A 20,881-nucleotide genomic window follows, 5' to 3' on the forward strand; every position below is an offset into this window, starting at 1 on the left:
CGACGAGATCGTCATCCGCACGAAAGGCCTGACCCGGCGCTTCGGTGCGCTGGTGGCGGTCAACGACGTGGCCCTGACCGTGCCGCGCGGCTGCGTGTACGGCTTCCTCGGCCCGAATGGCTCCGGCAAGTCCACCACCATCCGCATGTTGTGCGGGCTGCTGACGCCCAGCGCCGGCGAGATCCAGGTACTGGGGCTGAAGGTGCCGCAGCAGGCCGAAGCGCTCAAGCGCCGCATCGGTTACATGACCCAGAAGTTCTCGCTGTTCGAGGACCTGAGCGTGCGCGAGAACCTCGAATTCATGGCCACCGTACAGGACCTGCCGCGCAGGCGGATGCGCACACGGGTGGACGAACTGCTGGTCGACTACCGCCTGGCCGATCGCCAGAAACAGCTGGCCGGCACGATGAGCGGCGGCCAGAAGCAGCGCCTGGCGCTGGCGGCCGCGGTAGTGCACAACCCGGAGCTGCTGTTCCTGGACGAGCCCACCAGCGCAGTGGATCCGGAGTCGCGGCGCGACTTCTGGGAAAAACTTTTCGAACTGGCGGACGGCGGCACCACCCTGCTCGTCTCCACCCATTACATGGACGAGGCCGAACGCTGCCATCGACTGGCGATCCTCGACCAGGGCGAACTCGTGGCGGATGGCACGCCCGCGGAGCTGGGCGCGGAACTCGTGGACCGCACGCTGCTGGCCACCAGCACGCATCCGCGTCGCGCCGCGGCTTTGCTGTCGGGTTTCAACGGCATCGCCAGCGTCGCCCAGGTGGGCAATGAACTGCGCGTGCTGGCCGAACCCGGATTCCGCGACCTCGACGGCCTGCGCGCGGCCCTGCAGGCGCAGGATCCGGAAGCGCGCATCGTGCCGGTGGCGCCGAGCCTGGAGGACGTGTTCGTGGCGGCGACCCACGGCCGGCGCGCGGCCCGCGGGGAAGCGGCATGAGTCCGCGCCGCCTGCTCGCGGTGATGGTCAAGGAGCTGCGGCAGCTGGCCCGGGACCGCATGACCTGGGCATGATCGTCGGCATTCCCGTGCTGCAGCTGCTGCTGTTCGGCTACGCGATCAACATGGACGTGCGCAACCTGCCCGCGGCCGTGGCTGACGAAGCGCAAACGGCGGGATCACGCGCGCTGGTTCAGGACCTGCTGGCGACGGGCGTGATCGTGCCAACGGCCTCCGCACGCTCACCGGCCGACCTGATGGACCTGTTGCGCAGCGGACGCATCAGTGTCGGCATCGCCATCCCGCACGACTACGAACGCCGGCGCATCGACGGCCGCGAATCGGTCCAGATCCTGGTCGACGGCAGCGACACCGTGGTGCAGGCCAGCGCCGGGCAGTTGGCCCGGATCCCGCTTGAAGGCCAGGTCACCGCGAAGCAGCTGGTGAGCGTGGTGAGTTTCTACAATCCCGAACGGCGTTCGGCGGTCAACATCGTGCCCGGCCTGATCGGCGTGATCCTGACCCTGACCATGGTGCTGTTCACCGGCGTGGCCATCGTGCGCGAACGCGAGCGCGGCAACATGGAGTTGCTGATCACCACCCCGGTTAGCAGCGCCGAACTGATGATTGGCAAGGTGCTTCCCTACGTCGGAATCGGCCTGGTCCAGACTACCGTTGTGCTGCTGCTCGGCATGTGGATCTTCCAGGTGCCGATCCGTGGCTCGCTGGCCTCGGTCTATGTGGCGGCGCTGCTGCTGATCGCCGCCAGCCTGAGCCTGGGCCTGCTGATCTCGACCCAGGCAAAGTCGCAGTTCCAGGCCATGCAGATGACCTTTTTCGTGTTCCTGCCCTCGATCCTGCTGTCGGGCTTCATGTTCCCGTTCGCGGGCATGCCGGTGCTGGCGCAGTGGCTGGCCGAGCTGCTGCCGCTGACCCACTTCATGCGCCTGATCCGCGGCGTGATGCTTCGCGGCGCCGACCTGGGCGACCTGCTGCCGTCGGTGCTGGCGCTGTGCGCCTTCACCGCGGTGATGATGACGGTGGCGATCCTGAAGTTCAGCAAGCGGCTGGATTGAGTCGGACCAGAGCCGCGGCTCAGGCCGCGACCGGATCCGGTACGGCCGCCAGCTTGCGCGGCACCTCGTCCACCACCGGCAGTTCGAGCGCGCGCCCTTCCTGGCACATTTCCTGCGGGCAGGTCTTCATCATGTAGCTGGCGTCGAAGCTCAGGCGCTCGACCAGGAAGTCAACGAAGGCGCGCACCTTCGGCGACGGCACCCGGCCACGGGTGAACACCGCGTTGAAATCCACCTGCGGCCCGGTCCAGCCGGCCAGCACGCGCACGGCGCGGCCGCTTTCGATGAAGGGCTTGATGCTGACGTCGGTGGCGATCAGCAGGCCTTCGCCGCACAGCATCGCACCCTGCAGCGGCGCCGGGTCGTTGGCGACGAAGATCGGATTGACCAGGTAGTCCACCACCTGCTGGTTGCCACCCGTGGCCACCAGCGGCCAGTAATAACGGTTGCCGTGCCGGTGCTTGGAATAGGCCATCACGCGGTGGTGCTGAAGGTCGTCCGGGTGCAGCGGCTCGCCGTGGCGCTCGATGTATTCGGGGCTGGCATAGATCTGGGTCCGGAAGCTTTCGAGCCTGCGCGCGACCAGGGACGAATCGGGAAGGTTGCCGATGCGCAGGGCGACATCCGTTTCCGAAGCGATCAGGTCGAGCTTTTCATTGCCCAGGTTCAGGTCGATGCGCACTTCCGGATAGCGCTGGTGGAATTCGCTCAGCAGCGGCGCGATCCACAGGATGCCTATCGAATACGGCGCGGTGACTCGCAGCCAGCCACGCGGCCCGCTCTGCAACTGGCCGACGGCGCTTTCCGCCTCTTCGAGTTCGCGCGCGATGCGGGCGCTGTGGTCGTGGTAGACGGCACCGGCCTCGGTGAGCCCGAGCTTGCGGGTGGTGCGGTTGAGCAGCTGCGCACCGAGGCGCTCCTCCAGCTCCTGCACCTTGCGGCTGACCGTCGTCTTGGGCAGGCCGAGCGCTTTCGCGGCAGCCGTGAAGCTGCCCTGTTCCACCACCTTGGCGAAGATCAGGGTGTCGTTGAGATCGCGGGACATGGGTAAGGACTCCGAGGGAGAGGCGCAGGCCATTGGCCCGCAGGCGGGACAATTATTCCCTCTTTTGCCGGCTTATCAAGTGCCGGTTGTGGGCATAGATTGTGCGCCCTGAGCCCAGGCTTCCCGCATCCCCTCCCCCGGTCAGGAGGCTTGGGCTCCCCTCCCTCCCGAAGTACCGCCATGTCGACTGTCCCGATTTACCCGAATAATGGGCCATACCGTCCCGCCAGCGGGACAATCAAGAAACCCGTACTCGTGCTGGACGCGATCGGCGAGGTCGGCCAGGCCGTGGTTGACGCCCTGCTGGCCGCCCACCATCCGGTGATCGCGGTGGCGCCGGAACGCGCCCAGCTCGAAGCCCTCACCCGTCCGGCCGGCAACGGCCCGGAGCTGGTGCGGGTGCCGGGCAATACCCGCACCGAAACCGCGGGCGCCGCGCTGGCCAATGCGGTGCGCCTGCTGCGGCGCCCGCCGGGTGCGGTGGTGGCGATGGTCGGCGGCGAGTTCACGCCGGGCCGTCTGCTCGACCAGCCGGTCGAACGCCTGCGCGAGACCTTCGACGAAGACCTGTTCCCGCACCTGGTGGCCGCGCGCCACCTGCTGCCGCTGCTGGCCGAAACCGGCGGCCCCGGCCCCTACCTGCTGATCGGTGGTCCGGCCGCGGAATCTCCTGGGCCGGATATGGCCACATGTCGGTGTCGTCGGCGGCGCTGCGCATGCTGGCGCGCGCCCTGCGCGAAGAAACCCGCGACGGTCCGGTGCGTGTGCAGCAGCTGGCCGTATGCGCGCCGTTGTGCCTGACCGCCAACCGCGAGAACGCCTGTCCGGACTGGCCGCTGCCCGAAGAACTCGCCAGTCGCGTGGTGGACCTCGTCGCCCACGCCGGCGAAGAGCCGGTGGTGCGCTTCGACCGCCGCCGCCGCCCCGCCTGAACCCGCTTCCCTTTCCCACATTCACGCCAAGAGGCAACGCCATGACCCGCCATCCCCTCACCCACGCCGCCCGTGCCGCGACCTTCGCGCTGACCCTCGCCGTGCTGGCCGCCTGCGGCAGCCAAGCCCAGGAACACGGCAGCATCCCGGCCGCCCAGGTCAGCGTCGCGCCCGTGCTCGCGAAGAAGGTCGCGCACTGGGACGAGTTCACCGGCCGCGTCGCCGCGGTGGAAACGGTCGAGCTGCGTCCGCGCGTCGGCGGCTATATCGAACGTGTCAACTACGAGGAGGGCCAGGAGGTGAAGAAGGGCCAGGTACTCTTCGTCATCGACGCCCGCACCTATCGTGCCGAACTCGACCGCGCCGAAGCCGAACTGAGCCGCGCCCGCAGCCGCGCCGCACTGTCGGAAAGCGAACTGGCCCGCGCCCGGAAACTGGCCGACGCCCGCGCCATCTCCACCGAGGAACTGGAACAGCGCCGCGCCGCCACCTCGCAGGCCGTCTCCGACGTGCGCGCCGCCGAGGCGCAGGCCGCGGTCGCACGCCTGAACCTGGAATTCACCCAGGTGCGCGCGCCGATCGACGGCCTCGCCGGCCGCGCGATGGTCACCACCGGCAACCTGGCCTCGCCCGATGCGACGGTGCTGACCACGGTGGTCTCGCTCAACCCGGTACACGTCTATTTCGAAGGCGACGAGCAGACCTACCTGCGCTACAACGAGATGGCCCGCGACGGTGGCCGCCCCAGCTCCCGCGACGCCCGTAACCCGGTGCGCGTGGGCCTGGCCAGCGAGGAAGGCTATCCGCATGCCGGCGTGGTCGACTTATGGACAACCAGGTGGATCCGAGCACCGGCACCATCCGCGCCCGCGCCGTGCTCGACAACACCGACCGCGTGTTCACCCCGGGGCTGTTCGCCCGCGTGCAGCTGATCGGCAGCGAGCCGGATTCGGCGCTGCTGATCGACGACAAGGCCGTGCTGACCGACCAGGACCGCAAGTATGTGTACGTGCTCGGCGCCGACAACACCGCCGTGCGCAAGGACATCACCCTGGGCCGGATCATCGATGGCCTGCGCGTGGTCGAGACCGGCCTGGCCGCCGGCGACCAGGTCGTGGTCAGCGGCGTGCAGAAGATCTTCTTCCCCGGCATGCCGCTGGACGCCAAGCCGCAGGAAGCAGCCGTGATCGCCAACGCCGTCGCCAGCTCGCCGTGACCGCCTGAGCTTTCCGCTTTGCCGCCCAACGTGCGGCGCCCCGCTACGCCTCCCCCTCGTAGCCGGCGCCGCACGTCGGGCCCCCGACACACCCGGGGTGCGCAGGACGCGCGCCACGCCGAACTATTCCCGCGGCCACGCCGCAACGGAGTCATCCATGGACTTTTCCCGCTTTTTCATCGACCGGCCGATCTTCGCGGCGGTGCTGTCGATCGTGATCTTCGCCGCCGGCCTGATCGCGCTCCCGCGGCTGCCGATCAGCGAATACCCCGAGGTCGTGCCGCCTTCCGTGGTCGTGCGCACCGTCTATCCGGGCGCCAATCCCAAGGTCATCGCCGAGACGGTGGCGACACCGCTCGAGGAAGCCATCAACGGCGTCGAGGACATGATGTACGTCAAGTCCGTCGCCGGTTCCGACGGCGTGATGCAGATGACCGTCACCTTCCGTCCCGGCACCGACGCCGACGAGGCCGCGGTGCGCGTGCAGAACCGCGTCAGCCAGGCCCTGGCCCGGCTGCCCGAGGACGTGCGCCGGCAGGGCGTGACCACCCAGAAGCAGTCGCCCGTGTTCCTGATGGTGGTGCACCTGGTGTCCACCGACGGCAAGTACGACTCGCTCTACCTGCGCAACTACATGCGCCTGCACGTCAGGACGAACTGGCCCGCATCCCGGGCGTGGGCGACGCCCAGGCCTTCGGCGGCGGCGACTATGCGATGCGGATCTGGCTCGACCCCGACAAGATCGCCGCCCGTGGAATGACGGCGGGCGACGTGCTGCGCGCCGTGCGTGAACAGAACATCCAGGTCTCGGCCGGCCAGCTCGGCGCCGAACCCATGCCCAACGGCAGCGACTTCCTGCTGCCGATCAATGCCAAGGGCCGCCTGCAGAGCGCCGAGGAATTCGGCGACATCGTGCTCAAGGCCGGCACCGACGGCGAGATCGTCCAACTGTCCGACGTCGCCCGCATCGAACTGGCGGCCGGCGACTACACCCTGCGCTCGCGCCTGAACGGCATGAACGCCTCGGCCATCGGCATCTTCCAGGCCCCTGGTGCCAACGCGCTGGAGATCCGCGATGCCGTGATCGGCAAGATGGACGAGATCTCCGAGCGCCTGCCGCCGGGCGTCGAGATCAAGTCCATCTACGACACCACCATCTTCGTCCGCGACTCCATAAACGCGGTGGTCGCGACCCTGCTCGAGGCCACCCTGCTGGTGGTTCTGGTCGTCATCCTGTTCCTGCAGACCTGGCGCGCCTCGATCATCCCGCTGATCGCGGTGCCGGTGTCGGTCGTCGGCACCTTCGCCGTGCTCTACCTGCTCGGGTTCTCTATCAACACGCTGACCCTGTTCGGCCTCGTGCTGGCCATCGGCATCGTCGTCGACGACGCGATCGTCGTGGTCGAAAACGTGGAGCGCAACATCAGCGAGGGCCTGGCCCCGCTGGCCGCCGCGCACCAGGCCATGAAGGAAGTCTCCGGCCCGATCATCGCGATCGCGCTGGTGCTGTGCGCCGTGTTCGTGCCGATGGCCTTCCTGGACGGCGTGACCGGCCAGTTCTACAAGCAGTTCGCGGTGACCATCGCCATCTCGACGGTGATCTCGGCGATCAACTCGCTGACCCTGTCCCCAGCCCTGGCCGCCAAGCTGCTCAAGCCGCACGGCGCCGCGCCGGACGCGCCGACCCGCCTGATCGACCGCCTGTTCGGCTGGGTGTTCCGCCCGTTCAACCGATTCTTCGGCAAGAACTCCGAGCGTTACGAACACGCGGTGAAGAAGACCCTCGGCCGTCGCGGCGCGGTGTTCGCGGTGTACGCCGCCCTGCTGGTCGGCACCCTGACCGTGTTCTCGGCAGTGCCGCGTGGTTTCATCCCGGTGCAGGACAAGCTGTACCTGATCTCGGGCGTGAAGATGCCGGAAGGCGCCTCGATCGAGCGCACCGACCGGGCCCTGAAGAAGATCGCCGAGATCGCCCAGTCGATCGAGGGTGTGGAAAGCGAGGTCGCGTTCCCGGGCCTGAACCCGCTGCAGTTCACCAACACCCCCAACAGCGGCGTGGCCTTCTTCACGCTCAAGCCCTTCGACCAGCGCGACCGCAGCGCCGAGGAGATCACGGCCGAGCTCAACCAGAAGATCGCCGGCATCGAGGAAGGTTTCGCCTTCGCTTTCATGCCGCCGCCGATCCAGGGGCTGGGCAACGGCTCGGGCTACTCGCTGTTCATCGAAGACCGCGCCGGTCTCGGGTACGGCGAGCTGCAGAACGCCGTCAACGCCTTAAGGGCGCGGTGTCGCAGACACCGGGCATGGGTTATCCGATCAGCAGCTACCAGGCCAACGTGCCGCAGCTGGACGCCGAAGTGGACCGCGTCAAGGCCAAGGCCTGGGGCGTGCCGCTGACCGAACTGTTCGACACCCTGCAGACCTACCTGGGTTCGGCCTACGTCAACGACTTCAACCTGTTCGGCCGCACCTGGCAGGTGATCGCGCAGGCCGACGCGCCCTTCCGCGACGACGTGCAGGACATCTCCAACCTGCGCACCCGCAACGACCGCGGCGAGATGGTGCCGGTCGGCAGCGTGGTGACGATCAAGCAGACCTACGGGCCAGACCCGGTGATCCGCTTCAACGGTTATCCGGCCGCCGACATCCTCGGTGAAGCCGATCCGCGCCAGTTCTCGTCGGCCCAGGCCATGGCCAAGGTGGACGAGCTCGCCGGGCAGGTGCTGCCGGCCGGCATGGCCTACGACTGGAGCGACCTGAGCTTCCAGGAAGCGACCCTGGGGCGACGCCGCGATGGTGGTGTTCCCGCTTGCGGTGCTGCTTGCGTTCCTGGTGCTGGCCGCACTGTACGAAAGCTGGACCCTGCCGCTGGCGGTGATCCTGATCGTGCCGATGACCCTGCTGTCCGCGCTGTTCGGCGTCTGGCTGACCGGCGGCGACAACAACGTGTTCGTGCAGGTGGGCCTGGTGGTGCTGATGGGCCTGGCCTGCAAGAACGCCATCCTGATCGTCGAGTTCGCCCGCGAACTCGAAATGCAGGGCAAGGGCATCGTCGAAGCCGCGCTCGAGGCCTGCCGCCTGCGCCTGCGTCCGATCATCATGACCTCGATCGCCTTCATCGCCGGCACCGTGCCGCTGCTGTTCGCCACCGGCGCCGGCGCCGAAGTGCGCTCGGTCACGGGCATCACCGTGTTCGCCGGCATGCTGGGCGTGACGCTGTTCGGCCTGTTCCTGACCCCCGTGTTCTACGTCGCGCTGCGCAAGCTGGTGTCGCGCGGCGAAACCCGCGCCGCCGCCGGTGGCGCCCTGGAGACCACCCATGCGTAATTCCACCCTGTCCGCCGCGGTCGCACTGTCGCTGTTCCTGAGCGGCTGCATGGTCGGGCCCGACCACGTGCGCCCGGAGATCGCCACCGGCGACAGCTTCCTGCGCGATGAAGTCGCCACCGCGTCCGCCAGCCCCGCGACGACGATCGCCGCCGGTACCGAAGTCGCGTTCTGGCAGCGGTTCGAGGATCCGCTGCTGACCCGGCTGGTCGAGGACGCGCTGCGCGCCAACCACGACCTGCGCATCGGCCTGGCCCGACTGGACCAGGCGCGCGCATTGTCGCGGCAGTCGCGTTACGACCTGGCGCCGACCGTCACCGCGGAAGCGCGCGCCAGCGAATCACGCAGCAGCCTGGACCAGGCGCCGGGCCTGTCGCGCGACGAGCGCGACATCGAAAGCCACAGCGCCGCCGCGGTGCTGTCGTGGGAGATCGACCTCTACGGCCGTGTCCGCCGCGGCGTGCAGGCGCAACGTGCGGAAAGCGACGCGGCCGAAGCCGACCTGGCCGCGTTGCAGGTGTCGGTCGTGGCCGAGCTGGCGCAGAGCTATTTCGAGCTGCGCGGCCGCCAGACCCAATTGGCGGTGGCCCGCAGCAACGCCGACAACCAGAAGGGTTCGCTGGACCTGGTTTCGGTGCAGTACGAGGCCGGCCGTGGCACGGAGCTCGATACCGCGCGCGCGGGCGCCCAATGGCAGTCCACCCTCGCCCGCATTCCGGCACTGGAAGCCGAAGTCGCCGCGAACATGCACCGCATCGCGGTGCTGACCGGACGCACGCCCGAAGCCCTGGTCGCCGAGCTGGAGTCCTCGCAGGCCCTGCCGGTGCTGCAGGACCCGGTCGCCGCCGGTGCGCCGGCCGAGCTGCTGCGCCGCCGCCCCGACATCGCCGCCGCCGAACACCGGCTGGAGGCCGCGACCGCGCGCATCGGCGTCGCCACCGCCGACCTGTTTCCGCGCTTCACGCTGGGCGGCCTGATCGGCAGCCAGGCGATCGACAGCAACGACCTGTTCTCGCGCGACAGCGAAACCCGCCTGGTTGCGCTGGGCGTGGACTGGTCCTTCCTGGATGTCGGCCGCGTGCGCACGCATCGCCGCCTCCGAGTCCGGCGCCGAAGAACACCTGGCGCGTTACCAGCAGACCGTGCTGCGTGCGCTGGAGGAAACCGAGACTGCACTCGTGCGCTACCAGCATGCGCGCAGCGAACTCACGCACCTGGAAGCGGCAGCCGTCGCAAGTGCCCGCGGCGCCGAGCTGGCGCGCCTGAGGTATGAAGGCGGACTGGTGGATTTCCTGCAGGTGCTCGATGCCGAGCGCACGCGGCTGGAAGCCCAGGACCAGCTGGCGCAGAGCCAGGCGCGCACGGCCAACTCGCTGGTCGCCGTCTACCGTGCGCTGGCCGGCGGCTGGCCGGAGCAGTTGCCGGAACGCGAACACCTGGCCGCGCGCGACTGAAATGCGGTTTCCATAGCGGGTCCCGTGCTTCCGGCGCAGCCCCGGCCACCCTCGTCGGCCGGCCTGCGCCGGGTGCCGTTTCCGCGGCTCAGTCGCCGCCGCCGGCGCGCAGGTGGTACATGCGCAGGTTGCCGTAACCCTTGGCCGCCGGTACCAGGCCGACGTAGTCGCAGTCGAAACCGTCGCGGTCCAGCGCCAGCCGCGCCGCGAACTGTTCGGTGACATACACCTCGCCCGGTGGCGTCACCGGTTCGATGCGCGCCGTGCGGCTGACGTGCGCGCCGAAATAATTGGTCAGTCCCAGCACCGGGTCCACCGCCTCGTACACGGGACCGAAGTGGCCGCCCAGCCGCAGCGCCAGCGAATCCGGCAGGCCGCACTGGGCCAGGTCGATGGCGTCCATGGCCGCCTGCAGTTTCAACGCGCAGCGTGCGGCCAGGCCGGCGTCGGCCATCACCACGAACAGGCCGTCGCCCCGGGTGTTGCGGTACAGCACCTGCGCCCCGTACTGCGCCAGCACGCCGCCGAACGCGCCCAGCACGTGGGTGACGAAGGCGGTGACCTGGGTTTCGCTGAGGCGGCTGAAACCTGGATGTCGCCGAACAGCATGGCTTTTAGTTCGCGCTCGCCGGCACGAGCAGGTGGCGCCGCCGCAGGCGTCTTCGGTACTGCGCCGGAGTCAGGCGTGACCACGTCCAGGGGACGGCCGGCTTCGCGCCAGGTCCGCACGTCGAAAGCCGTGCCCGCCACACCTGCGCTTTCCTGCCCATCCCAGACCGCCATCTGTCGCACCGGCGCATCCAGGAAACGTGCGCGCAGCGCCGCCAGCCCCATCGCGAGGAAGGAGCCGTAGGCGAAGATCCACTCATGTCCCAGCTGCCGGTCCTCGGTGGCGTAGGTCAGCGAGGTCGCGCGCTCCAGGCAGGCATGGAAACGTGCCACCCAGTCCGGACCGGCCGGTGCCACCGACACGGCGATGAATTCCTCGAGCTCGAACGGCAGCACCACGTGCAGCTCGGCGCCGCGCGCCAGCAGCGCTTCGGCAAACAGGATGTCGGCACCGCAGGCCAGTGCGCCATAGCCGAAGCCGACCCGGTGCTGTTCAAGCTGCGCGCCGACAGCCGCGGCGACCGCGGCTTCGCGCTCCGCCGGGAAGCGGCCCGTGGCCCCGGTCGCGGCGATCATGTGGCCGGTGTAGTGGATCACCGTCGGCGGCGCCAGCACGTCGAGCACGCCATCGGGCAGGCCACGTGCGGCGCAGACCAGGCGCAGTTGCCGGCGGGTGGCGGCCCGTGCGGCGAGGTCGCCGCCGGCCGCCGCGGCACGGTCCAGTGCCTGCGCGGCCAGTTCAGGGTCACCCAGCACCAGCGCGGCTTCGGCTTTCGAAGCCGCGCGGTAGTACGCCTCGTCCTGCCCCGCTTCGCAAAGTGCGATGACGTCGCGTGCCAGCGCCTCCGCGGCCTGGGGATGCCCGGACAGCAGGCGCAGGGTGGCGGCGTTCACCGCCGGGTAATAACCACCGCCGCGCAGGTGCACGGCTTCGTACAGGTCGGCAGCGCGGGCCAGCAGGACTTCACGTTTGTCGGCGGGCGCGGCCAGCGCGCGGTCCTTGGCGATGCGCGCAGCCAGCGCCGCGATCTCGGGTTCCTGCGAACGCGCGAGACCCAGGCGCAGGAACTCGCTTTCGGCACGCAGCGTGGCGCCGGCCTTGGCCAGGTTAAGCACCGCACGGTGCGCCAGCCAGACGTCGTCGGGGTGTTCGGACAGGCCCTGCAGGGCCGTGTCGTAGGCCAGTAGAAGCTCGCCGCGTGCCTCGTGCCCGCGGACGCGCGCCAGCCAGTCGGCGGCGCCGCTCATGACGCTCAATCTTTCCGGCCGTCGCAGCGCATGCGCAGGATCGAGCCGTCCTCGGCTGCGCCGTTGGCGAACACCAGCTTCATCATGTTTTCGTCGATGATCTCGAAGCGGGCGACGTTGTCATCGCTCACCGGTTCATCGAGCGGCTGCATCTCGAAACCACCGGCGATCGGCACGATGCGCGCGGCCACGTCCCAGGGCGAGGCCTGCGGGTGGTCAACGCGCGTCAGCACGGTATCGGTTCCGGTGCGTACCACTTCGTAAACGATGGTCAGGCCGTTGTAGGGCTGGCATAAGGTGCCGGCGAAGAAGGCGACATCGCTGCGTTCGGGCTTGGCCGGCGCCGTCGAGGTTCGCTGGGGCAGGTCCACGACAATGGGGTGCCGGAGCGCCATGAAAAAGTTCACCGCCAGCAGGATCACGACGACGGCGATCGCCACCCAGATCGGTGGCCGCTGGTACCACGGTTTGGAAGCTGCGGCGGCCGGCGTGTTCGACCTGACCGGCGGGGACCCCGGCGCCGCCATCGCCTTGATCGCGGCGACCAGGGGCAGCAGATGCTGCTCCATCGGCGACTTCAGGCATCCACCCACTGCGCCGACGAAATGTAGAACTCGAGCGCGCCGGACGGCGTCACCTCGCGGATGCGCACGGGCAGTACGGGTTTGGTCTTGCTGACCGCGCGCTCGACTTCCTTGCGCACGAACTGTGATTCGTTGGACTGGTCCGAAAGCACCAGCACCAGGGCGCGGACTTCGCCGATCGCATCGATGATGGCCTGGCCATATTCCACGCCGGGGCCAACGTCGCGTGGCGCGACCCAGCAGCGGATGCCCTGTTCTTCGAGGTAGGCGACGATGCGGAACGCGACGTCGCGGTCGGCGCTGGCGTAGCTGACGAAGACATCCGCCATCGGCGATCCCGGTGATGAGGCCCGGGCCAGTCTATGCAGGCGGACCGGCCGCCGCCAGCGCGGCGGCGGCCGCTTGGCACGGCGCCGGCCCGCGTCCACGCATCCGGGAGAGGGAGATGCGCGGCCGCGGACCAGCCGGGGGATCAGCCGACGCGGAGCATCCGGTCGCCGCGGCCGGCGGTGTAACCGGCGCGGGCGTAACCGCTGCTGCGGCCGTAACCGGTGCCGTAATCGCGCGTCTGGTAACGCGGCGCGTTGCGGGCGGGTTCGTCAGGAACGATGACCGTCTGGACCGGGGCCGGCATGGGACGGGCCGCATTCACCGCCGGAACCGGGCGGCTCGGGAAGAGGCGGTAGAAGTCGGACAGGGTCTTCATGGCTGGGGCCTTGTGAGTTGGTGTGCTGGTAATCTACAACACCTAAGGGGGTCCGCCATGGGCCGGAAGTAATGCCCGATAAAATTATTTATATCAATGCTTTGCAGGAACCTGTTCAGGGGTGCCGAAGGTCATGGCCACCCCGCTCCGGGCCAGGAAAGCGTCGAAATCCCGGATCGTCAGCATGTCCCTGACCGCCTGCACCTTGTCCGGGGCCTGCTGGTAATAGGCCTTGGCGATCCGGTAGCCCATCCAGTAACCGAGGTCCGCCGGCCGGTCGCTGCCGGGAACCGCGCCGTAGAGCCAGCCCTCGTGTGACGTGCCGTGCATGGCCGCCTGGAACTCCAGCCAGAGCGCATGCGCCCGGGGTTCCGCCCAGGCGTGCACCTGCGGGTTGATGTGCTGGCCGCTGATCAGCTCGCAGAGGAAATCGGCGGTGCCTTCGTAGATGGATTTCTGCAGCAGGTTCGGTTCGCCGGGAATCTCGTATTTCTGCTGGTAGTGAACCAGCTCGTGCGCCATGATGTGCGGCAGGCCGTCCATGTCGCGCAGCACCGCGCGATGCCAGTCGCCGAGTTCGGCGTCGGGAGTGTGCGGGTATCGGCCGTACATCTCCAGGCCGATCAGCAGGCCGGTCGGGCTGATGGTACCGCCCGAGTTCATGCGCCCGACCAGGAAATAGACGTCCGGGAAAACGGCTTTCGGATGGATGTCCGCGAGCCGGTGCATCGCGGCGCGGATCGGCGCTTCATAGCGCTGCACGCCGTCGGTATGCGCTCGCAGTGATGCGTAGTAGCGGGGTGTTTGTCGATGGTCGCCACCAGCTTCCCCGCGTCACTGATACGGAATTCGAGGAAGGCGCGCAGACCGGCACTACCGGGCGCCAGGTAGAGACGTTGGTAACTTTCCGCACGCGCGTCGGCGCTGTCTTCGGCGGCGGCCGCGTCGTAGGCGGCCCAGAACCGCGGAATGTCTTCGGTCACGAGCCGCGCCGCGTCCGGATCGGTGTTGGTGACGGGCTGTGCCTTGGCGACCGATGCCGAACCGGCCAGCAGCAAGACCACCGTGAAGGCCAAAGCCTTGAAAAGGACACGTGACATGGGGATCTCCAGGGGGGTGCGCGTTGTGATGCCGTCACGGGCTCCCGGGTTTAACCGGCAAGGCCGTGAAACCGCGCCAGGGCGGCGGCACTGTCCAATACGCCCTTCCGGCGCCATCCCCGCCACGCCCCGGTCCTTCGTGATGTCCGACAGCCCGATGGAAGGCCGTACAACAATACGGGAGCCGTGCCCGATCGCCATGGCACCGGCAGCCCCCTCCGGAGACCCGGCCATGCCCGACCGCGAACGCCGCAAGACCGAACACGAGCTGATCAGCGCGCTCAAGCGAGACCTCACCGACGACCAGCGCGACACACTGACGCAGCTCGAACGCTTCGGCTGGACACTGAAGTTCGTCCGTCATCCGCCCTTCCAGGAACCGACGGCGGTGATCCTGAATCGGACACCCACCGGTTCGCGGTGATCGAAGCCGATGGCACGCTCAACGAACAGGCGGCCCTGCTGTTCCGCGAATGAAGGGTTGCGCCGGCATGTTTCAGGCCCCGGCAGTGGGCTCGCAGTACACGGTGAAGCGCGAACCGCGCGCGAAGCCCACCAGTGCCACGCCCGCCTCCTGCGCCAACCGCACCGCCAGCGCCGTCGGCGCGGAGATCGCCGCGACCAGGCCGATGCCGACCTCGGCGGCCTTGTGCACCACCTCATAACTCGCGCGCGAGGTGACCAGCAGCGCACGCGGCGTGGCCCCGGCGCGAAACGTGGCGCCGACCGCCTTGTCTATCGCGTTGTGGCGACCGACGTCCTCGCGTACGTGCAACTGCCCGTCGGCATCGAGCACGGCGGCCGCGTGCACGGCGCCGGTGCGTGCGTTCAAGGGCTGCTGCGACAGCAGTTCGGCGAAATACGGCGCCAGCGCGCCGGGATCCAGGCCGCAGGCCGGCACCGGGCGCACCGGGCGGATCGCCGCTTCCAGGCTGTCGGTGCCGCACAGGCCGCAGCCGGTGCGGCCGGTCAGGCTGCGGCCGCGCTGCTCCGGGGCGTCGTACCGTGCCTGCGGCAGGTGCATCTGCAGCGAGATGCCGTGCGCCGTGATCAGGCGGTCCACGACGCGCAGTTCATCCGGGAAGCCACGATCGCTTCGGTGAGGCTGAAGCCGAGTGCGAAATCGTCCAGGTCGGCCGGTGTCGCCATCATCACCGCGTGCGGGCGGCCGTTGTAGACCAGGGCGATAGCCGTTTCTTCCGCCAGGCTTTCAATCTGGTCGCGGCCGACGCCGTCGTCCACGCGGCGGGCGCGCCATTCGCGGTGGCTGGGCGGCAAAGTCACGCGTGGCGCTCCAGCCAGTCGCGTCCGCGCGGCGTCAGGCGCAGCAGCACACGTTCGCCGGCGACCTCCGTCGCCACCAGGCCCAGGCCGCCCAGCGCGGCATCGTCGCCCAGCACGACAAGCAGCCGCTGCAGTTCGCTGCGCGCCAGCCCCAGCTGTTTGCAGGCGCGGGCGTTCGATACGCCGTCGTTCGCGGCGAGGAACTGCAGGAGACCGGCGAGCTGCTGCTCCATCAGGGCGCGCCCAGGGCCAAGGGGATGTCGGCGGCCGGCCGCAGCCGTACCGGTATGGATTTCGAAGCCGGCGTGCGGGCCCCCACGGCATGGTGGCCCAGCGGCACCAGCGCATTGGTTTCCGGGTAATAGGCGGCCAGGCATCCGGGGGGATGTCGTATTCGACAAGCAGGAAGCGGCGCGCCACGCGCTCACCGTCGTGCCAGACCGACACCAGGTCCACCCACTGCCCCGCTTCCAGTCCGAGGCGTCGCAGGTCCATCGCACTGATGAAACACACCCGTCGCTCGCCCGACACGCCGCGGTAACGGTCCTCGAGACCGTAGATCGTGGTGTTGTACTGGTCGTGGCTGCGGATCGTCATCAGGGTCATCAGCCCCGGTCCGGCGGACACGGGCGCGGGGATCGCATGCGCATGCAAGCGCGCCTTGCCCGAGGCCGTCAGCCAGCGCCGCTGCGCCGCGGGATTCTCGAGATGGAAACCACCCGGCTGCCGCACCCCTGGCGTTGAAGTCGGCAAAACCGTCGATGACCCGGGCGATGCGCTCGCGGATGCGGTCGTAGTCCTCGACGAGGAAAGCCCAGGGCGTGGTCGAGTCCGGCAGCGTCGCCTGCGCCAGCCGCGCCACGATGGCCGGTTCACTAAGCAGCTGCGGTGAAGCCGGCGGGTTCATGCCGGTGGACACATGCACCATGCTCATCGAATCCTCTACCGTCACGCCCTGTGGCCCGCCGGCTTGCAGGTCGATTTCGGTGCGACCCAGGCAGGGCAGGATCAATGCCTGCCGTCCGTGCACCAAGTGCGAGCGGTTGAGTTTGGTGGAGACATGGGCCGTGAGCGCGCACTGCCGCAGCGCCTGCGCCGTGACTTCCGTATCAGGCGTGGCCGCGGCGAAATTGCCGCCCATCGCGAACAGCACCTTGCACTCGCCGCGCGCCATCGCGCCGATGGCGCCGACCACGTCGTGACCGTGCGCCTGCGGCGGCGAAAACCCGAACTCGGCGCCCAGGCGATCCAGGAAGGCCAGCGAGGGTTTTCGTAGATGCCCATCGTGCGGTCGCCCTGCACGTTCGAATGCCCGCGCACCGGGCAGGCACCGGCGCCGGGCCTGCCGAAGTTGCCGCCGACCAGCAGCAGGTTGACCAGCATCTGGATCGTGGCGACGGCGTCGCGGTGTTGGGTAATGCCCATGGCCCAGCAGCAGATGGTCGCCCGCGACCCGGCGTAAACATCGGCCGCCTCCTCGATCTGTGCGCGCGACAGACCCGACGCGGCCTCGATCTCGGCCCATCCAGTCGCCAGCACATCGTCTCGCAAGGTTTCAAAGCCTTGGGTGTGTTCGGCGATGAACCCGGCATCCACGGCGCCACGTTCGACCAGGCGCTTGATCATGCCCTTCACCGCCGCCAGGTCGCCGCCGATGCGCAGCGGGTAGTAGTGGCTGGCGATGGCGGTGGAGCCACCCAGCAGCTCCACCGGGTTTTCGGGTCGGCGAAACGTTCCAGCCCGCGTTCGCGCAGCGGGTTGAACACCACGATCCGGCAGCCGCGTTTCGCGGCGCTGCGCAGTTCGCCCAGCATGCGCGGGTGGTTGGTGCCCGGGTTCTGGCCGAACACGAAGATGGCCTCGGCCCGTTCGAAATCGGCCAGGGTCACCGTGCCCTTGCCGACGCCGATCTGCTCGCCCATTGCCAGGCCCGAGGGCTCGTGGCACAGGTTCGAACAGTCCGGCAGGTTGTTGGTGCCGAACTCGCGCGCGAACAGCTGGTACAGGAAGGCCGCCTCGTTGCTGGTGCGGCCCGAGGTGTAGAACAGCGCCTGGTCGGCATGGTCGAGCGCGTTCAGGTGCCCGGCGATGATGGCGAAGGCCTCTTCCCAGGACACCGGCCGGTAGTGGTCGTCGCGGCCGTCGTAGAACATCGGTTCGGTCAGCCGTCCCTGCGATTCCAGGAAATAGTCGTCCTGGTGCGCAAGCCAATCGACGGGATGCGCCGCGAAAAATTCGCGTGTCACCCGCCGGTGCGTGGCTTCCGCGGCCACCGCCTTGACCCCGTTCTCGCAGAACTCGAACGACGAATGATGGTTCTTGTCCGGCCAGGCGCAGCCGGGGCAGTCGAACCCTGGGGCTGGTTGGCGCGCAGCATCGTGCGCGCGCCGAGGCCGACGATGCCCTGCTCGCGCACATGCCGGAAGGAACTGGCCAGCGCATCCCAGCCGCCGGCGGCGCCCTCGTAGGCTTTGATCTTGGTGGGCATGGGGCAAGGCTAGGACTGCGCCGCAGCCGCGGCAAGCACCTGTCGCGTCCGGGGGCCTGAAACGACTGTGCCGCGGCGTGGACAACATGGTGCCCCTACTGCGTATTAAGGGATATCCACCGAAAGCATTGCCTCACCATGACCTCTGCCCTGCCCACCATCGCCATCCTCGCCCTGCCCGAAGCGGGTGCGTCCGTCGTCTATGGCATGTACGACCTGTTCAAGTCCGCCGGCCGCGACTGGGACCTGATGGTGACCGGCTGCGCCGGCAAACCGCTGATGAACCCGATCGTGGTGGCCCGCCAGGCCGCCACCTTCGACATCGCCAACAACGTCCGGCTGACGCCGCACGACACTTTCGACAACGTCACCGCACCCGACATCGTCTGCGTACCCGAGGTGTTCCTGGCGCCGGACGACACCATCGACGGCCGCTTCACGCCCGAGATCGCCTGGCTGCAGCGCTGTCATGCCCAGGGCGCCATCCTGGCGTCGGCCTGTTCCGGTGCGCTGCTGCTGGCCGAAGCCGGCCTGCTGGACGGCGAGGAGGCGACCACGCACTGGGCCTTCTGCGAAACGCTCCAGGCGCGGCACCCCACCATCAAGATGCGTCCGCGCAATGCGCTGGTGGCCTCGGGCGAAGGCCAGCGGCTGGTGATGGCGGGCGGTGGCGCCAGCTGGTTCGACCTGGCCCTGTACCTGATCGCACGCATCGCCGGCGTCGAGGTGGCGATGCAGACCGCGCGCGTGAACCTGATCGACTGGCACGCCGCGGGCCAGCAGCCCTACGCGCACCTGGCACGCGCCCGCCAGAGCGAGGACGCGCTGATCGCCGGCTGCCAGGTCTGGATCGCCGAGAACTACCAGGGGCATCGCCGGTGGCCGAGATGGTCCGCCGCAGCGCCCTGCCCGAACGCACCTTCGCCCGCCGGTTCCAGAAGGCCACCGGCCTGTCGCCGCTGGAATACGTGCACACGCTGCGGCTGGAGGAAGCCAAGCAGATGCTCGAGGCCGGTGAAGAAGCCATCGAGGTGGTCGCCGAAGCGGTCGGCTACCAGGATCCCGGCTTCTTCAGCCGGCTGTTCAAGCGCAAGGTCGGCCTGAGCCCGCTGCACTACCGCCGGCGTTTCGGTTCGATGCGGCGCATGTTGCAGTCCGACCGTCCCCGCGCCTGAGTCGATGCTTGCGCCCTGGGGCGGGGCGGATCAGGGGCCGGCGCGTTCGATCAGGGTCGCCACCGCCGCCGCGCCGGACAGGCCGCCGTAAACCAGCGCGCGTTCACTGCCCAGCCGCTGTTCGCAGAAGGTGTTGGCCAGCGCGGCGTGGCCACTTCGCACCAGCAGGGCCGCTTGCAGCGCCAGCGCCAGCCGTTCGGCCAGGCGACGGGCACCGGCTTCCAGCACCGCGGGTTCGGCCTGCAGCTGCGCGCGCAGCCGCGGGATCTCTGTGTCGAGCAGTGCATGTCCGCCACGTGCGGCTTCCAGCTCGGCGAAATACGCTTCGGCGCTGGCCGGCTCGCGGCCCAGCGCCCGCAGCAGGTCCAGGCACTGGATGTTGCCGCTGCCTTCCCAGATCGAATTGAGCGGCGCCTGCCGGTACAGCCGCGGCAGGCCCGATTCCTCCACATAACCGGCGCCGCCCAGGCATTCCTGCGCTTCATTGACGAAGGCCGGCGCGCGTTTGCAGACCCAGTACTTGCCCAGCGCCGTCGCCAGGCGCGCGAAGGCGGCTTCCCGCGGGTCGCGCACGCTGGCATCCACGGCGCGTGCGACCCGGAACGTCAGCGCCGTGGCGGCTTCCGATTCCAGCGCCAGGTCGGCCAGCACGTTGCGCATCAGCGGCTGCTGCAGCAACGGCTTGCCGAAAGCGGAACGGTGGCGTGCATGGTGCAGCGCCTGCACCAGGGCCTGGCGCATCAGGCTGGCAGAGCCGATCAGGCAATCCTGTCGGGTCAGCGCGACCATCTGCAGGATGGTCGCCACGCCCCGCCCTTCTTCGCCGACCAGCCAGGCGGTGGCACCGTGGAACTCCACCTCCGAACTGGCATTGCTCCAGTCGCCCAGCTTGTCCTTCAGGCGCTGGATGCGGATGGCGTTGCGGCTGCCGTCCGGAGCGAACCGCGGCAGCAGGAAACAGCTCAGACCGCCGGCGGCCTGCGCCGCCAGCACCAGGAAGGCGTCGCACATCGGCGCCGAGAAGAACCACTTGTGCCCCACCAGTTCGTACAGCTGTCCCGGGCCCGCGGTCGCGACGGGAAACGCGCGCGTGGTGTTGGCGCGCACGTCCGAACCGCCCTGTTTTTCGGTCATGCCCATGCCGATGGTGTTGCCGACCTTGTCCCAGGCCGGCACGTGCCGCGGATCGTAGTCGGGCGCGACGATGCGCGGCAGCCACGACGCGGCCAGCTCCGGCTGGTGCCGCAGCGCCGGCACGCAGGCGTAGGTCATGGTCAGCGGGCAGCTGGTGCCCTGGTCGGCCTGGTTGTGCAGGAACATCAGCGCCGCACGCGCGACATGCGCGCCGGGCCGGTCGGCGTGGCGCCAGGCGAAGCCCGGCACGCCGTGTCGCACGGCGGTGGCCATCAGGCGGTGGTAGGCGGGGTGGAACTCGACCTCGTCCAGGCGATGACCGTACCGGTCAACCGGCACGAACCGCGGCCGGTGTTCATTCGCCAGCCGGCCCAGTTCCACCAGTTCGCCGCCGGCGAATTTTCCGTACTCGGCCACCTGTGCCTCGGCCCAGCCGCCGCCTTCGCGGGCCAGGGCCTCGCGCAGCGGCAGGTCGGTGTTCCAGGCGTCGTACGGCGCCAGCGCAGGCGGCTGGTTCTCGACGGCGTGGGTCAGGAAACGTTCGCGCAGGTCCATGACGGA

General features: G+C 68.9%; 16 protein-coding genes and 6 pseudogenes. 10 read left to right on the forward strand and 12 right to left on the reverse strand.

Translation table 11 applies throughout. The features are described 5' to 3' along the window. The first annotated feature begins 13 nt into the window (after positions 1-13). Complete coding sequence (locus FRZ33_RS12560; RefSeq protein WP_146910651.1) at positions 14-943, forward strand: ABC transporter ATP-binding protein; 930 nt, start codon at positions 14-16, stop codon at positions 941-943. Beyond that, positions 940-2,018, forward strand: a pseudogene (locus tag FRZ33_RS12565) (ABC transporter permease). The gene FRZ33_RS12560 and the pseudogene FRZ33_RS12565 overlap by 4 nt, the downstream one beginning before the upstream one ends. Before the next feature lie 19 nt (positions 2,019-2,037). On the opposite strand, the gene FRZ33_RS12570 reads toward FRZ33_RS12565, so the two are convergent. After that, positions 2,038-3,063, reverse strand: a complete 1,026-nt coding sequence (locus FRZ33_RS12570; RefSeq protein ID WP_146910023.1) for a LysR family transcriptional regulator — start codon at positions 3,061-3,063, stop codon at positions 2,038-2,040. A 255-nt stretch (positions 3,064-3,318) separates the two neighbouring features. Between FRZ33_RS12570 and FRZ33_RS12575 the strand changes: the two genes are divergently transcribed. The 6 genes and pseudogenes from FRZ33_RS12575 (at position 3,319) to FRZ33_RS12590 (ending at position 9,992) form a co-directional block, all read left to right on the forward strand. After that, positions 3,319-3,864: an SDR family oxidoreductase gene (locus tag FRZ33_RS12575; protein ID WP_146910025.1), complete on the forward strand. Its 546-nt coding sequence runs from the start codon at positions 3,319-3,321 to the stop codon at positions 3,862-3,864. Continuing rightward, positions 3,855-3,995 carry a hypothetical protein gene (locus FRZ33_RS15275; protein ID WP_158637223.1) on the forward strand — a complete coding sequence of 47 codons (141 nt, stop codon included), beginning with the start codon at positions 3,855-3,857 and terminating at the stop codon, positions 3,993-3,995. The genes FRZ33_RS12575 and FRZ33_RS15275 overlap by 10 nt, the downstream gene beginning before the upstream one ends. A 41-nt stretch (positions 3,996-4,036) precedes the next feature. Continuing rightward, a pseudogene (locus FRZ33_RS12580) lies at positions 4,037-5,211 on the forward strand (efflux RND transporter periplasmic adaptor subunit). Positions 5,212-5,368: 157 nt separating this feature from the next. Further along, positions 5,369-7,931, forward strand: a pseudogene (locus FRZ33_RS12585) (efflux RND transporter permease subunit); the annotation flags it as partial. A gap of 73 nt (positions 7,932-8,004) precedes the next feature. After that, the gene (locus FRZ33_RS17810) at positions 8,005-8,538 is read left to right on the forward strand and encodes an efflux RND transporter permease subunit (protein ID WP_425480637.1); all 534 of its coding nucleotides are present in this window, start codon (positions 8,005-8,007) and stop codon (positions 8,536-8,538) included. After that, a pseudogene (locus FRZ33_RS12590) lies at positions 8,531-9,992 on the forward strand (efflux transporter outer membrane subunit). The gene FRZ33_RS17810 and the pseudogene FRZ33_RS12590 overlap by 8 nt, the downstream one beginning before the upstream one ends. An 88-nt stretch (positions 9,993-10,080) precedes the next feature. Here FRZ33_RS12590 and FRZ33_RS12595 read toward each other — a convergent pair. From FRZ33_RS12595 to FRZ33_RS12630, 7 genes are all read right to left on the reverse strand, one after another. After that, positions 10,081-10,533: an adenylate/guanylate cyclase domain-containing protein gene (locus tag FRZ33_RS12595; protein ID WP_146910026.1), complete on the reverse strand. Its 453-nt coding sequence runs from the start codon at positions 10,531-10,533 to the stop codon at positions 10,081-10,083. Next, a complete protein-coding gene (locus tag FRZ33_RS12600) occupies positions 10,446-11,849 on the reverse strand; it encodes a tetratricopeptide repeat-containing protein (protein ID WP_146910028.1) in 1,404 nt (467 codons plus the stop codon). The genes FRZ33_RS12595 and FRZ33_RS12600 overlap by 88 nt, the downstream gene beginning before the upstream one ends. A gap of 5 nt (positions 11,850-11,854) precedes the next feature. Further along, the gene (locus FRZ33_RS12605; RefSeq protein ID WP_146910030.1) at positions 11,855-12,418 is read right to left on the reverse strand and encodes a hypothetical protein; all 564 of its coding nucleotides are present in this window, start codon (positions 12,416-12,418) and stop codon (positions 11,855-11,857) included. An 8-nt stretch (positions 12,419-12,426) separates the two neighbouring features. Beyond that, positions 12,427-12,762, reverse strand: a complete 336-nt coding sequence (locus FRZ33_RS12610) for a toll/interleukin-1 receptor domain-containing protein (protein ID WP_146910032.1) — start codon at positions 12,760-12,762, stop codon at positions 12,427-12,429. A gap of 143 nt (positions 12,763-12,905) precedes the next feature. Beyond that, positions 12,906-13,139 (reverse strand): hypothetical protein, encoded by a 234-nt coding sequence (locus tag FRZ33_RS12620; RefSeq protein ID WP_146910033.1) that lies wholly within the window; start codon positions 13,137-13,139, stop codon positions 12,906-12,908. A 93-nt stretch (positions 13,140-13,232) separates the two neighbouring features. Further along, positions 13,233-13,802 (reverse strand): DUF2268 domain-containing putative Zn-dependent protease, encoded by a 570-nt coding sequence (locus FRZ33_RS12625; RefSeq protein WP_158637224.1) that lies wholly within the window; start codon positions 13,800-13,802, stop codon positions 13,233-13,235. Next, positions 13,799-14,440: a hypothetical protein gene (locus FRZ33_RS12630; protein ID WP_158637225.1), complete on the reverse strand. Its 642-nt coding sequence runs from the start codon at positions 14,438-14,440 to the stop codon at positions 13,799-13,801. The genes FRZ33_RS12625 and FRZ33_RS12630 overlap by 4 nt, the downstream gene beginning before the upstream one ends. A 31-nt stretch (positions 14,441-14,471) precedes the next feature. Between FRZ33_RS12630 and FRZ33_RS12635 the strand changes: the two genes are divergently transcribed. Then, positions 14,472-14,663, forward strand: a complete 192-nt coding sequence (locus FRZ33_RS12635) for a hypothetical protein (protein WP_146910039.1) — start codon at positions 14,472-14,474, stop codon at positions 14,661-14,663. Between the two features lie 72 nt (positions 14,664-14,735). Here the strand turns inward: FRZ33_RS12635 and fdhD are convergent. The 3 genes and pseudogenes from fdhD to FRZ33_RS12650 all read right to left on the reverse strand — a co-directional run bounded on the left by fdhD (position 14,736) and on the right by FRZ33_RS12650 (position 18,011). Continuing rightward, positions 14,736-15,541, reverse strand: a pseudogene (gene fdhD / locus FRZ33_RS12640) (formate dehydrogenase accessory sulfurtransferase FdhD). Further along, positions 15,520-15,756: a hypothetical protein gene (locus FRZ33_RS15285; protein ID WP_158637227.1), complete on the reverse strand. Its 237-nt coding sequence runs from the start codon at positions 15,754-15,756 to the stop codon at positions 15,520-15,522. Before FRZ33_RS15285 ends, fdhD begins: the two are co-directional and overlap by 22 nt. After that, positions 15,756-18,011: pseudogene (locus FRZ33_RS12650) on the reverse strand (FdhF/YdeP family oxidoreductase). Before FRZ33_RS12650 ends, FRZ33_RS15285 begins: the two are co-directional and overlap by 1 nt. Before the next feature lie 887 nt (positions 18,012-18,898). Here FRZ33_RS12650 and FRZ33_RS17815 point away from each other — a divergent pair. After that, positions 18,899-19,186 (forward strand): helix-turn-helix domain-containing protein, encoded by a 288-nt coding sequence (locus tag FRZ33_RS17815; RefSeq protein ID WP_227977878.1) that lies wholly within the window; start codon positions 18,899-18,901, stop codon positions 19,184-19,186. Between the two features lie 30 nt (positions 19,187-19,216). Here FRZ33_RS17815 and FRZ33_RS12660 read toward each other — a convergent pair whose 3' ends face one another. Continuing rightward, positions 19,217-20,875, reverse strand: a complete 1,659-nt coding sequence (locus FRZ33_RS12660) for an isovaleryl-CoA dehydrogenase (RefSeq protein ID WP_146910044.1) — start codon at positions 20,873-20,875, stop codon at positions 19,217-19,219. Between the last annotated feature and the right edge of the window lie 6 nt (positions 20,876-20,881).

This window comes from Arenimonas daejeonensis (genome assembly GCF_007993735.1).
In the GTDB taxonomy this organism is placed as follows: Bacteria; Pseudomonadota; Gammaproteobacteria; order Xanthomonadales; family Xanthomonadaceae; genus Arenimonas; species Arenimonas daejeonensis.

What these genes read in the sequence shown, in the direction of transcription:
- FRZ33_RS12570 (WP_146910023.1), bottom strand. Translation starts at nt 3,063, where the DNA reads ATGTCCCGCGATCTCAACGACACCCTGATCTTCGCCAAGGTGGTGGAA.
- FRZ33_RS17810 (WP_425480637.1), top strand. Translation starts at nt 8,005, where the DNA reads ATGGTGGTGTTCCCGCTTGCGGTGCTGCTTGCGTTCCTGGTGCTGGCC.
- FRZ33_RS12600 (WP_146910028.1), bottom strand. Translation starts at nt 11,849, where the DNA reads ATGAGCGGCGCCGCCGACTGGCTGGCGCGCGTCCGCGGGCACGAGGCA.
- FRZ33_RS12605 (WP_146910030.1), bottom strand. Translation starts at nt 12,418, where the DNA reads ATGGAGCAGCATCTGCTGCCCCTGGTCGCCGCGATCAAGGCGATGGCG.
- FRZ33_RS12610 (WP_146910032.1), bottom strand. Translation starts at nt 12,762, where the DNA reads ATGGCGGATGTCTTCGTCAGCTACGCCAGCGCCGACCGCGACGTCGCG.
- FRZ33_RS12620 (WP_146910033.1), bottom strand. Translation starts at nt 13,139, where the DNA reads ATGAAGACCCTGTCCGACTTCTACCGCCTCTTCCCGAGCCGCCCGGTT.
- FRZ33_RS12625 (WP_158637224.1), bottom strand. Translation starts at nt 13,802, where the DNA reads ATGAACTCGGGCGGTACCATCAGCCCGACCGGCCTGCTGATCGGCCTG.
- FRZ33_RS12630 (WP_158637225.1), bottom strand. Translation starts at nt 14,440, where the DNA reads ATGGCGATCGGGCACGGCTCCCGTATTGTTGTACGGCCTTCCATCGGG.
- FRZ33_RS12635 (WP_146910039.1), top strand. Translation starts at nt 14,472, where the DNA reads ATGCCCGACCGCGAACGCCGCAAGACCGAACACGAGCTGATCAGCGCG.
- FRZ33_RS15285 (WP_158637227.1), bottom strand. Translation starts at nt 15,756, where the DNA reads ATGGAGCAGCAGCTCGCCGGTCTCCTGCAGTTCCTCGCCGCGAACGAC.
- FRZ33_RS17815 (WP_227977878.1), top strand. Translation starts at nt 18,899, where the DNA reads ATGGTCCGCCGCAGCGCCCTGCCCGAACGCACCTTCGCCCGCCGGTTC.
- FRZ33_RS12660 (WP_146910044.1), bottom strand. Translation starts at nt 20,875, where the DNA reads ATGGACCTGCGCGAACGTTTCCTGACCCACGCCGTCGAGAACCAGCCG.